This is a genomic window from Thalassotalea sp. 273M-4 (assembly GCF_041410465.1).
Taxonomy (GTDB): domain Bacteria; phylum Pseudomonadota; class Gammaproteobacteria; order Enterobacterales; family Alteromonadaceae; genus Thalassotalea_A; species Thalassotalea_A aquiviva.
This window is the reverse complement of record NZ_CP166961.1, coordinates 2,051,214-2,063,855: the sequence shown is the minus strand read 5'-3', so window position 1 is coordinate 2,063,855 and position 12,642 is coordinate 2,051,214. Positions and strand designations below refer to the sequence as shown.

The following is a 12,642-nucleotide window of genomic DNA, read 5'->3' as shown; positions in this document are numbered from 1 at the left end:
TGATGCGATTAATTGAACGAGCTTGGTATCAAAATCATCCGATAAAGTGGTTGTTATTGCTCTTAACACCGATATTTTGGGCCCTTTCTGCATTACGCAGAATGGCGTACCGATGTCATTTATTGAAACAACCCAAATTACCCGTACCCGTCGTGATAGTCGGTAATATTGGGGTTGGCGGTAATGGCAAAACGCCCGTGGTAGTGTATTTGGTTGAGCAGCTAAAAGCCAAAGGCTTTAAGGTTGGGGTTATTAGCCGAGGGTATGGTGGTAGTGTTACCGATACCCCGTTTGTGGTTAGTGCCAACGTCAGTGCCAAAGAAGCAGGCGATGAGCCAGTATTAATATATCAGCGTACTGAGGTGCCGGTTGTTATTGGCTCCGATCGTGTTAAAAGTGTTGAACAGCTTATTTCTCTTGGCTGTAATGTGGTGATAAGCGACGATGGTTTGCAACATTATCGATTAAAACGAGACGTGGAATTGGTTATCATTGACGGGAAGCGTCGATATGGCAATGGTTGGTTATTACCTGCAGGTCCACTTCGAGAAGGCATTTGGCGATTAAATACCGTCGATAGAGTGATTGTCAATGGCGGTTTGGCCGATGTAGATGAACTCGCGATGTCATTATCGGCAAACAAAGTCATTAACATTAATTCTGGGCAACAGCTTAGCCTTGAACAATTTAACGCCTTAATAAAGCCCATAGGGAAAGTGAATGCGATTGCCGGTATTGGTAATCCACAGCGATTTTTTAATACCTTATTGAGGCTAAAACTGCCATTAGCGCAATCACTGGGGTTTGTCGATCATCATCAATTTCAGTCCTCAGATTTTGACCAACTAGATGCTAACATACCTTTACTTATGACCGAAAAAGATGCGGTAAAATGCCAAGGACTGGTCAGTGATAATGCCTGGTATTTGCCTGTAGATGCTCGCTTTGACCAAAAGCAAGGCGAGCAATTAATCGAACTAATAATAACGAGATGTAATAATTATGGCCTTTGATATTAAATTAATTGAAATCCTTGCTTGCCCTGTGTGCAAAGGGAAGCTTGATTTAAATAAAACCACCAACGAATTGATTTGTAAGTTTGATCGTTTAGCCTATCCTATTGAAAAAGATATCCCAGTGTTACTGGAAGTCGAAGCAAGACGTTTAACCGAAGCAGAGCAAAACTAATGAATTTTACCGTTGTTATTCCAGCCCGCTATCAATCGACCCGTTTACCCGGTAAGGTTCTTGCTGATATAGCAGGAAAACCTATGATCCAATGGGTGAGTGAAAAAGCATTAGCATCAGGTGCAAAAAGAGTCATTATTGCGACCGACAACGATCTCGTTGCGAAAACGGTCGAACAATTTGGTGGCGAAGTCTGTCGTACTCGTTCTGATCATCAATCTGGTACTGAGCGCTTAGCCGAAGTGGTTGAGCAGTATCAGTTTGATGATGACGAAATCATTGTGAATGTGCAAGGCGATGAACCTTTTATACCCAGTGAGAATATCGCCCAGGTTGCCACTAATTTGGCCAATGCAACCCAAGCAAGGATGGCAACGTTAGCAGTCAAAATAGACAGTGTAGAAGAAGCCTTTAATCCTAATGCAGTAAAAGTATTGTGCGATAAAAATGGCTACGCATTGTATTTCTCACGAGCCACCATCCCATATCATCGCGATGGTTTTTTAAACCAAAAACCGATCACTCAGATCGGTGACTTTTATTTGCGCCATATTGGTATCTATGCCTACCGCGCTGGTTTTATTAAAGAATATGTGCAGTGGCCAGCCAGTGCGTTAGAGCACATTGAAGCCCTAGAGCAATTAAGGGTACTTTGGCAGGGTGAAAAAATTCATGTTGAAGTTGCGCAAACTCGGTTACCCGTTGAGGGCGTGGATACGCCAGAAGATCTTGAAAAAGCTAGGCAGTTCGCCAATACTTTATAACCTCCTTAAAAGGCCTACTCAGGCCTTTTAAATAGTTTTTTACCGCTCTTGTTACATTTCCTGCCATGAAAATTTAACAATCTCGTAATATTTTTAAATCTGAATTGTGCAATAAATAGCCTGTTGTTAGCTTTTTTGATCCCAAATAGCTTAAAAACCTTTGTTAACTTATTAAATTGTATCCATTTGTATACTCTTTGAACGATCTGCTCGGCTTAAAAATAACCTTTTAATTCAATTGCTTACTGTTTATTAATGTTTTTTTTAGAATATATACTTCACTTTTTACTTACCTGTTTGTAACAAAGCTTGATCTAAACATTTAAATATGTAATTTTATTATTAGCTTTTTGTTAAAAGCTCAAATTATAAAAATATACAATAACAATACTAATCTAATAGGGTAGAAAATGTATAAAAATAGTGAAGGTTTTACTACGACCTTTAAACGTTCGGCCGCTGCTGCTGCAGTTGCTTTATCGTTAGGCGCATCAATGCCTGCAGTTGCGAATAATACAACCGGTTACATTACTGGTAGCTCAATCACTCAAGAGGGTGAAGTATTATCTGCTGTTAGCATTAAAGTGAAAAACGTTGAAACAGGCCTAGAGCGTACCGTAGTGTCAAGTGGCAGTGGTGCTTTCCGTTTCCCACTTCTTCCTCCAGGAAAATACGACATCATTGCTGAAAAAGCTGGTTTCCAAGCTTCAGAATTTAAAAGCGTTGTTGTTGGTCTTGCAGGTAAAGTTAACTTAAACATTGCCATGGTTGCCGATAACGTTGAACGTATTGAAGTTCGTGGTAGCGCCATCTCTATGGTTGATATCACCAGCTCTTCAACGGGTATCGTTGTTGACTCATTAACCCTTGATAAAGTACCTGTATCTCGTGACTTTACCGGTGTTGCTCTACTTGCTCCAGGTACGGCAAAAGGTGATACAGCATTTGGTAACAACCCGACTATCGGTGGTGCATCAGTTGCTGAAAATGCATACTACATCAACGGTCTAAACATCACTAACTTCCGTACCGGTGTTGGCTCATCTCGCCCTCCATTTGAAATGTACGACACATTTGAAGTGAAAACGGGTGGTTACTCAGCAGAGTTCGGTCGTGTAACAGGTGGTGTTATTAACGCCAAAACCAAATCTGGTACCAACGAATTTAAAGCGGGTGTAAACGTATACTGGGAACCAGATGCACTTCGTGCTAACAAGCCTTCAGTAAAACGTGAAGATGGTACTTACTATGTTGATAACACTGCTGATACCAATGATTTCCAAGAAGTTAACGTTTGGGCATCAGGTGCGTTAATCAAAGATACTTTATTCTTTTACGGTCTTTATAGCCCACGCTCAGATGAGTTCGATTATAACGGCGGCGAATCTACACTTGGTGATGGTTCTATCTTCCAACGTGAATACACTCAAGAAATGGATGACGATTTCTGGGCTGCTAAAATCGATTGGTACATCAATGAAAACAACATCATTGAGTTAACTGGTTTCTCTGATAAGCGTACTGTTACAACCACTACATTTGATGCTTATGACGGTGTTAGAGAAGGTGAAGGTAGAGTTGGTTTTGATAAACTAGGTGGTGATAACTACATCGTAAAATACACCTCTGTTTTAACGGATGACTTCTCTGTATCTGCTCAATACGGTATCAACAAATACGACCGTACTTCTGTATCTGCATTGGATTCAAACCCTGCAGTATACAGCTACTACTCGTCAACAGGTTCTTGGGTTCCTGGTGGTGATTGGGCTAACTTTAGCTTTGGTCAAGGTGACGATAAGCGTGAAGCGTACCGTATCGATGCAGACTGGTACCTAGGCGATCACGAAATTCGTTTCGGTGTTGACTTTGAACAGTTAACTGCAAGTGATATTACCCTGAACTCTGGTGGTGCATACTACCTATACGTTTACGAAGAAGACAACGAAACTGTTCGCTACGTTCGTCACCGTACGTACCAAGCAGGTGGTGAGTTTGACTCAGAAAACTTCGCATTTTACGTACAAGATCAATGGCAAGTTACCGATAACTTAGTATTAAACCTAGGTTTACGTAATGATTCATTTGAAAACTTTAACGGTGCTGGTGAGTCATTTGTTAAGTTAGAAAACCAATGGGCACCTCGCTTAGGTATGGTTTGGGATGTGAACGGTGACGGTGAGTCTAAAGTATGGGCTAGTTACGGTCGTTACTTCTTACCAGTTGCTGCAAATACGAACGTACGTCTAGCAGGTGCAGAAACTTACATTCAAGAGTACTACAACTACAATGGTATGAGCTCTGACGGTCTAATGATCCCTAACCTAGATGGTGGTGTTTATCCTGGTCGTCCAACTGATGTTTACTCAGATGGTGATGTGCCAGAAACTGATGCAATCGTTGATTCATCAATCGACCCTATGTACTCAGATGAGTTCATCTTAGGTTACCAATTCCAACTTAACGATTCATGGAGCATGGCAGTTCAAAGTACTTACCGTGAACTTTCAACTACCATCGAAGACGTTGCAATCGACTACGGTTTCAATGAGTACTTAGAAGATGAGTTTGGTGCAAGCTGTACTGAGTGTTCAGGTTTCCACTACTACGTGTTGACCAACCCGAATACTGACTTAACAGTGACCACTGACCCAGATGGCGATGGTCCTTTAGCGAAACAAGCTTACACTATTCCAGCTGATTACCTAGGTTACCCAGATGCGGTTCGTAAGTATGCGTCTGTTGACTTTACGTTCAACCGTGCATGGGATCAACAATGGATGATGAGCGCAAGCTACACTTGGTCACACAGCTGGGGTAACAACGAAGGTTACGTACGTTCAGACAACGGTCAGGACGATGCGGGTCTAACCACTAACTTTGACCAACCAGGTCTATTAGATGGTGGTTACGGTAACTTACCAAATGACCGTCGTCATGCTGTTAAAGTATTTGGTGCTTACCAAATCAATGATGACTTTAATGTAGGCCTAAACTTCCGCTGGCAGTCAGGTAAACCAAGAAGTGCCTTTGGTATTCACCCAACAGATGCTTTTGCTGCTTTATATGATGCAGAGTCATTCTACAAAGGTGGTGAGCTAGCACCTCGTGGTTCTGAAGGTGTTACACCAAGTAACTGGAATGTTGATTTAACGGCATCATACGATTTAGCTATCAGTGATTACACTGTACAGCTTCGTGCCGATGTATTTAACGTATTCAATAACGACACAGCGACTGAGTTCAATGAAATCTATGATGATGAGAACTTAAGTAACGCGTCAGAAGGCGTTTTTGTTAAGAGCCCTACATACGGTAACGCTCAAAACTGGCAAACACCACGCTACGTACGCTTTAGTGCATCTGTACGTTTCTAATAAAATCAATTAGATTTTATTGTTAAAAAACCGGCGATTACGCCGGTTTTTTTATGGCAAAATAACCTCAATATGTTACAGTATTTTAAACCCTCTTTTACCTTTTCTTTTCTCTTTAGGTCTTAGCAGTACAAGGATCCCATTTTGAAAGACATCGCCTTAGCCAATTCAATTTTGCAAGATTTACAGCAAAAAAAACGCGCAACAGCCGTTGCTAAAATAAAACAACTGATTGAAACCAATGCTGAGCTAAAACAGCATTGGGGTGGTATTGCCCGTATCGCCGCAAGTATCAATGAAGCCATGCTCGCTGAAGCTGCGGCTTACATGTATTTAGGTGAAAATCCTGAGCACCCAGGCATTGTATTACAAACCGCAGGCATCATTGCTGAATGTGGAAAAATCGAGCAAGCCATAGAGTTAGTCTTAACCTTAAACGCAATTGACGGTTCATTTTCCCATCAACATTTTTTAGCGACTGCCTATAGCCAAATTGGTCAAAGTGACAAAGCGGTTAATCACGCTAAAAAAGCAATTGAACTGAGTCCACAATCGGCCAGTACTTGGTTACTTATTGCCAGCTTAACAAACGCCCAAGACCATCCTGAATTGGTCAACAAAATGACGTCATTAACCGATTCATTTATCGGTAAAGATGCTCAACATGACATTCCTTTTTGGTATGCGCTGGGCAAATACAATTTGGACTTAAATCAAGTTGAACAAGGCGTTGAAATGTTTGAAAAGGGCGCTACGCTGATGCAAAAGCTACGCCGATACGATAGCCAACGAGATGTGGCGATTAGTAATGATTTGATTAACCATTTTAGTCCAGAGTACTTTAATGACGTTGAGCCACTTCGTAATTTATCAGACAAAGCCCCGATATTCTTGATTGGTTTACCACGCTCGGGCACCACGCTTACCCAACACATTTTATCGGCTCATTCCGCTGTTGCAGGGGGCGGTGAGCTAAATGCATTAACCATGGCCGTGTCATCGGTAGGTTTTGATAAAGTCAAAGCGCTAGCCAACGTGCAAGAAGCCGAACAGCAGCATATTATGGCGAATATTCGTCAACAGTATATGCAGTTGGTCTCTTCTCGCTTTGGCGCCAACGCTCTTGTCGTTGACAAAACGTTGAATTTAAATCGCTATTTAGGGGTTATTGCCAAAGTATTTCCCGATGCGAAAATTGTCCATATTGACCGTGATTTACAAGATACGGCTTGGTCGTGTTTTCGCACTTACTTTAACCAGGGCTTGGAATGGAGTAACGATTTCAGTGACATTGGCCGCTTTTTTAAAGTCGAAACCAATTTAAATCGCTACTGGCAACCCTTTATTAAACCACAAAGTCAACGAATTCAGTATGAGGCTCTAACCCAACAACCAGAAGCCGTTATTCGTTCGTTACTGGCTTACCTTGAACTTGAATTTGAACCGGCCTGTTTACATTCACATCAATCGAAGCAAGTGGTAACCACTGCCAGTGTGCAACAGGTAAGGCAACCAATTAATCAAAACTCTGTGCAATCGTCGCAACCAGTACGAGATAAAATGACTGACTTTACTTTACACCTAGTCTAGTCACCTTGCCATCGAGTTTGTTTCACTTGTTTCAGTTTGTAGTAAAAAAACAGGGAGCCTAACGCTCCCTGTTTTTATCTGTTAACGACTATGCGTGGTAAAAGTCATTATTCACTATCAATAGAGCGAAGCAGTTCATTGATGCCTGTTTTAGCTAATGTTTTCGCATCGACTTTCTTGACAATGATCGCCGCATACAAGCTACAGGTACCACATTTTGATGGTAAGTTGCCTGGTACTACGACGGATCCCGCAGGCACTCGTCCGTAGTGTACTTCGCCGGTTTCACGGTCGAATATCTTCGTTGATTTACCTATGTATACACCCATAGATATTACCGAGTCTTGTTCAACCACAACGCCTTCAACAATCTCAGAACGAGCACCGATAAAACAATTGTCCTCAATGATGGTTGGACCGGCTTGCAGGGGCTCTAATACCCCACCAATACCTACACCACCGGATAAGTGCACGTTCTTACCAATTTGCGCACAAGAGCCGACAGTCGCCCAGGTATCCACCATTGTACCTTCGCCAACATAGGCGCCAATATTGACAAACGAAGGCATCACCACAACATTTTTACCAATAAAGCTACCGGTACGTACCGAAGCCCCAGGAACAATACGAACACCATCCGCTTCAAAATCGGCTTGGCCATAGCCATCGTATTTTAATGGCACTTTATCGAAGAAGGTGCTTTCTGCGCCATGAATAACTTGGTTGTCGTAAATTCTAAAAGAAAGCAATACGGCTTTTTTTAACCATTGGTTGACCACCCATTGTCCATCTACTTTTTCGGCAACACGTGCTTCGCCTTTATTAAGTAGAGCAAGTGCTTGTAGTACGGCGTTTTTAATTTCAGGGCTGACATTGGAAGGGGTGATGCTAGCACGACTTTCAAAGGCTGATTCAATAATGTTTTGTAATTCTGTGGTCATGAATATTCCTGTTAATGAGTGTTATTGCATATTACAAAGTAATGATTCTAATTGATCTTGTTCAACTTGCGAAAGAGCAAGTTGCTGCGAGTTTGAAACAATAAAGACATCTTCGGCTTTCTCACCAAAGGTGGTGATTTTAGCGGTATGAACATTAATTTTTACTTGGTGAAATACTTCGCCAATCTGAGCCAATAGGCCAGGTCTATCTAATGCCACAATTTCTAATGATGTTACCCTAGAGTTTTTGTGCTGATGAAACCTTACCTGTGTTGGGATGTTAAATTGTCGATACTTAAGAGGCAGAGGTAGCGGGTTGACTTTGACATATTCGGTCCTTTCTAACTGCTTAGTCAGTGCGTACTTTACTTCATCAGCAACATATGGGTCTTTGATTGGCACCGATTTATTGTCTAAAACAACAAACGTATTTAGGGTAAAACCATCTTTTGACGTTAAGATTTTGGCGTCGTGAATGGACAACCTTTTGGCCCCTAAACAGGCAACGATAGTGGCGAAAATATTTTGCCTGTCTTTGGTGAAAACAAAAACTTCGGTGCCTCCTCGAAACGGCTTTTCACTGATTAACACCAATGGTTTTCGTTTGTCATGGGTGAGAATATGGCGAGTATGCCAACTGATTTGTTCTGGTGTGTAACGTAAAAAGTAATCCGCTTTAAACTGTTTCCAAAGCTCTAAAATAGCGCTTTCTTGTATGCCTTTTTCAACCATAATGTGCAGTGCTTGGCTGCGGTTCTCACGAATTTGTGAGCGCACTTCAACCGGTTTTTCTAGGCCTCTTCTAAGCGCCGCTCGAGTATTGTAATAAAGCTCTTCTAGTAGGTTGGCTTTCCAACTGTTCCATAAGCTTTCATTCGTTGCTCGCATATCCGCAACCGTTAAACAATAAAGATTATCAAGGTGTGATTCATCTCGCACTATGTTAGCAAATTCATTGATCACATCGGGATCAGAAATATCTTTACGCTGTGCTGTTACTGACATTAAAAGGTGTTGTTCTACCAACCAAGAAATCATGTTGGTATCGTGTTTGTTCAATCCATGCATATGACCAAAGGCTAAAGCATCAATTGCCCCAAGTTCGCTGTGATTACCCCCACGCCCTTTCGCGATATCATGAAAAATACCCGCAAGGTAAAGTACTTCCGGTTTGCGTAAATCTTGCATGATTTTACTGCACAGTGGAAACTCATGATTGTGCTCAACCAAAGAAAAGCGATAAAGGTTTTTGATTAAACGGTAACTGTGTTCATCGACCGAATATGCGTGAAATAGGTCAAATTGCATTTGGCCAACAATATTTCGCCATTCTGGTAAGTAAGCGGATAAGATTTCGTGCTTATACATTAGGTTGAAACTGCGACCTAAACCTCTAGGGTGTCTGATCAGTTCCATAAATAAACGACGACACTCAGCGTAATCATTTAAACTGGCAATTAAACGACGACGGGCGTTACGCAATAAACGAATGGTATTTGAATGTATGCCTTTGATTCGTTGATCTTGTGCAATCATCAAAAACAGTTTAATAATAAGGTGAGGACGAGAAAATGCACCCTTACGTTTTACCTGAATTAGGTTACCAACCAAGCAAAAATCATCGTCTAAGTCTTGTTCTTTTTGCGCACTTAAATCGTTTAAAATTGCTTGTTGAAAATGTTGCAGTAGCATTTCATTGAGTTCACCAACATAGTTAATGACCCGAAAGAATCGCTTCATCATGCGCTCAATGGCCGCTTTGCCATCGTCACCAAAGCCCATCATTTCGGCGACCGGTCCTTGATAATCAAATAACAATCGGTTTTCACTGCGACCGGCAACAATGTGCAGGGCAAAACGCATCCGCCATAAGTAGTCTTGACACTCGCGTAGTTCTAGATATTCATTTTGGGTTAGGTAGTTATGTTCCACTAAACCTTTTAAATCATCGGCTTCAAAATGCCTCAAGGCAACCCAACTAATGTTTTGAATATCTCTTAAAGCGCCTGGATTGGCTTTAAGATTTGGTTCTAAGGTGTAAGCGGCGCCTTTAAATTGCTGATGTCTTTTTACTTGTTCGTCGCGCTTGGCTTTAAAAAAGTCAGCAGAGGGCCAAAAGCCGCGCTTTTGCATATGCGGGAGTAATTGTTCTGGTAATAACTCAAGACCACAAATGCGACGAGACTCTAAAAGGTTCGTCGCCACGGTTACGTCTTTTTTCGCCTGCTTAATGCACTCTTTCACGCTGCGAACACTGTGACCAATTTCAAGACGAATATCCCAAAGTTGAGTAATAAAACTGCCGATATGATCTTCGAGCTCTTTCGATACTTTCTCTTGGGTTAATAGCAAAATATCTACATCCGAGAAAGGGTGTAATTCGCCACGTCCATAGCCACCCACGGCCATCAATGAAATTTGATGCTCATCCAAATGATGTTGAGCCCAAATCTTCTGCAGTACAAGGTCGATATATTCTGCTCTGGCATGAACCAAATCGGTCACATCTATGGTGTACCAAGCTTGCTTTAACCAGAGCGAAAACTCTTCGCCTAAAGCAACAAAGTCTTGGGTGGTTAACGGGGTGGCAGCGATAATAAGCTTTTGTTGAAATACTGCTGGAATAATCGATTTTGTTTGCACTGTGTTCTCTATTCGTTATTGTTGATTTGGCTTTAAAGAATCAATAAAGCCTGCAAGGTGCAGGCTTAAACAAGCGAGTGCGAAGAATTAATTGACCATAATTCTTGGCAGATCCTTTTCTTCTGCTCGGTGGGTTAAAATTTCACAACCGTTTTTGGTTACCGCAATAGTATGCTCAAATTGCGCTGAGTTTTTACCATCGACGGTGTACGCCGTCCAGCCATCATTAGGGTCAAGTTTGGTGCCACCTTTACCCATATTGATCATAGGTTCTATGGTGAACACCATGCCTTCTTTCATGACCCTATGGTCGGCATTTTTGTAGTGTAAAATTTGCGGCTCTTCATGGAACACCCAGCCAATCCCGTGACCACAAAAATCTTTCACGATGCCGTAACGACCGGCTTTTTTAACGTGCTTTTGGATAGCGGCGCCAATATCGGAAAAACGAGCACCAGGTTTTACTTTGCTCAAAGCAACATACAAGCTTTCTTGAGTAATGCGACACAAGCGACGATTTTCTGGTGACACATTGCCTACCAAGAACATCTTAGAGGTGTCACCATGATAGTAACGTCGCTCACTTTCTGGGGTATCTTCAGAATCAAGGAAGATTTTACAGGTAATATCAATATTGATGATATCACCGTCTTGCAATGTTTGATCAGACGGAATGCCGTGACACACTACGTGATTCACCGAGGTACAAATAGACTTAGGAAAACCACCTTCGCCATCATCATCCGCACCATAATTTAATGGCGCCGATAAAGCATGGTGTTTGGCCGTGTACTCGGCACAAATACGGTCGAGCTCCGCTGTGGTGACACCGACTTTTACGTGCGGTTCAATCATTTCTAAAACGCTGGCAGCAAGTTTGCCGGCAATGCGCATTTTTGCAATTTCATCCTGAGTTTTGATAGCAATACTCATTGTGTTCCTCAAATATAGGCAGCTGAGTCGAATCAACTGCAGGGGATAAAAGTTTATCTAAAATTTTTGAAAGGCAAATCATAACGTAGATTGAGTATAGTTGCTATTCGAGAGTACTTGAAAAACCATTAAAATGGCGAATTATTTACGAATACTTAAGGGTATAATAAATAAGTAAAGGTTAAAAATTACTTTTAATTTTGCTCGAAAAGTGGTATAAATCGCCGCCTGCTGGAAATCTAAATTGATTTTCGGCTTATTTAGTTGGATTTTTAGATAAAAGCCAACGTATTTTTTATTTATAAACTCACATACATTCGGCAAACATATTCCGGGGTGCCTTGACCATGAGTCAATATAGGTCGGTAATATGGAATGTATGAACGCATAACCCCAAGAGGATATATACAATGCCAAACGTTTCAATGCGCGACATGCTTAAGGCCGGTGTTCACTTCGGTCACAAAACCCGTTACTGGAACCCAAAAATGAAATCTTACATTTTTGGTGCACGTGACAAGGTTCATATCATCAACCTTGAGCAAACTGTTCCTATGTTCAACAACGCTTTAAGCTTCTTAGAATCAGTTTCTGCTAAGAAAGGTAAAGTTTTATTTGTTGGTACTAAACGTGCAGCAAGCGACGCTGTTAAAGAAGCAGCTGTTAAATGTGATCAATTCTACGTAAACCACCGCTGGTTAGGTGGTATGTTGACTAACTGGAAAACAGTTCGTCAATCTATCAAGCGTTTAAAAGATCTTGAAAACCAAAGCCAAGACGGTACTTTTGATGCTTTAACTAAAAAAGAAGCATTAATGCGTACTCGTGAAATGGAAAAGCTAGAGAAGAGCCTAGGTGGTATCAAAAACATGGGCGGTCTTCCAGATGCATTATTTGTTATCGATGCTGACCATGAGCACATTGCCATTAAAGAAGCTAACAACTTAGGTATTCCAGTAATTTCTGTAGTTGATACTAACTCTAACCCAGACGGTGTTGATTACATCATCCCTGGTAACGACGATGCAATCCGTGCTGTAAGCTTATACCTAGAGTCAGCTGCACAAGCAGTTGTTGAAGGTCGTGAAGCAAACATTGCTGTTGCAGCAGAAAAAGACGGTTTTATCGAAGCTGAATAATTAAACGCTAACGAAAGTTCGTTTTAATTTTTAAAGCTCAAGAGGTAAGTAATTTACTTACCTCTTT

The 12,642-nt window shown here is 41.5% G+C and carries 9 protein-coding genes; 6 read left to right on the top strand and 3 right to left on the bottom strand.

All coding sequences use genetic code 11. The features are described from left to right. Positions 1-2 precede the first annotated feature (2 nt). From lpxK to ACAY00_RS09325, 5 genes are all read left to right on the top strand, one after another. A complete protein-coding gene (lpxK, locus tag ACAY00_RS09345) occupies positions 3-1,013 on the top strand; it encodes a tetraacyldisaccharide 4'-kinase (RefSeq protein ID WP_371372760.1) in 1,011 nt (336 codons plus the stop codon). Continuing rightward, a complete protein-coding gene (locus tag ACAY00_RS09340; protein WP_371372758.1) occupies positions 1,003-1,188 on the top strand; it encodes a Trm112 family protein in 186 nt (61 codons plus the stop codon). The genes lpxK and ACAY00_RS09340 overlap by 11 nt, the downstream gene beginning before the upstream one ends. Beyond that, positions 1,188-1,952: a 3-deoxy-manno-octulosonate cytidylyltransferase gene (kdsB, locus tag ACAY00_RS09335; protein ID WP_371372756.1), complete on the top strand. Its 765-nt coding sequence runs from the start codon at positions 1,188-1,190 to the stop codon at positions 1,950-1,952. The genes ACAY00_RS09340 and kdsB overlap by 1 nt, the downstream gene beginning before the upstream one ends. A 410-nt stretch (positions 1,953-2,362) precedes the next feature. Next, positions 2,363-5,329 carry a TonB-dependent receptor domain-containing protein gene (locus tag ACAY00_RS09330; RefSeq protein WP_371372754.1) on the top strand — a complete coding sequence of 989 codons (2,967 nt, stop codon included), beginning with the start codon at positions 2,363-2,365 and terminating at the stop codon, positions 5,327-5,329. Between the two features lie 144 nt (positions 5,330-5,473). Next, positions 5,474-6,919, top strand: a complete 1,446-nt coding sequence (locus ACAY00_RS09325) for a sulfotransferase (protein ID WP_371372752.1) — start codon at positions 5,474-5,476, stop codon at positions 6,917-6,919. Between the two features lie 107 nt (positions 6,920-7,026). On the opposite strand, the gene dapD is transcribed toward ACAY00_RS09325, so the two are convergent. From dapD to map, 3 genes are all read right to left on the bottom strand, one after another. Then, the gene (dapD, locus tag ACAY00_RS09320; protein WP_371372750.1) at positions 7,027-7,860 is read right to left on the bottom strand and encodes a 2,3,4,5-tetrahydropyridine-2,6-dicarboxylate N-succinyltransferase; all 834 of its coding nucleotides are present in this window, start codon (positions 7,858-7,860) and stop codon (positions 7,027-7,029) included. A gap of 21 nt (positions 7,861-7,881) precedes the next feature. Then, positions 7,882-10,503 (bottom strand): [protein-PII] uridylyltransferase, encoded by a 2,622-nt coding sequence (glnD, locus tag ACAY00_RS09315; protein ID WP_371372748.1) that lies wholly within the window; start codon positions 10,501-10,503, stop codon positions 7,882-7,884. Between the two features lie 87 nt (positions 10,504-10,590). Further along, positions 10,591-11,436 (bottom strand): type I methionyl aminopeptidase, encoded by an 846-nt coding sequence (gene map / locus ACAY00_RS09310; protein ID WP_371372746.1) that lies wholly within the window; start codon positions 11,434-11,436, stop codon positions 10,591-10,593. A gap of 410 nt (positions 11,437-11,846) precedes the next feature. Here map and rpsB point away from each other — a divergent pair, with 410 nt between their 5' ends. Beyond that, a complete protein-coding gene (gene rpsB, locus ACAY00_RS09305; RefSeq protein WP_371372744.1) occupies positions 11,847-12,575 on the top strand; it encodes a 30S ribosomal protein S2 in 729 nt (242 codons plus the stop codon). The last annotated feature ends 67 nt before the right edge of the window (positions 12,576-12,642 follow it).

Excerpts from the sequence above, each read along its gene's own strand:
- kdsB (WP_371372756.1), top strand. The coding sequence starts at position 1,188 with ATGAATTTTACCGTTGTTATTCCAGCCCGCTATCAATCGACCCGTTTA.
- lpxK (WP_371372760.1), top strand. The coding sequence starts at position 3 with ATGCGATTAATTGAACGAGCTTGGTATCAAAATCATCCGATAAAGTGG.
- rpsB (WP_371372744.1), top strand. The coding sequence starts at position 11,847 with ATGCCAAACGTTTCAATGCGCGACATGCTTAAGGCCGGTGTTCACTTC.
- ACAY00_RS09330 (WP_371372754.1), top strand. The coding sequence starts at position 2,363 with ATGTATAAAAATAGTGAAGGTTTTACTACGACCTTTAAACGTTCGGCC.
- map (WP_371372746.1), bottom strand. The coding sequence starts at position 11,436 with ATGAGTATTGCTATCAAAACTCAGGATGAAATTGCAAAAATGCGCATT.
- ACAY00_RS09340 (WP_371372758.1), top strand. The coding sequence starts at position 1,003 with ATGGCCTTTGATATTAAATTAATTGAAATCCTTGCTTGCCCTGTGTGC.
- dapD (WP_371372750.1), bottom strand. The coding sequence starts at position 7,860 with ATGACCACAGAATTACAAAACATTATTGAATCAGCCTTTGAAAGTCGT.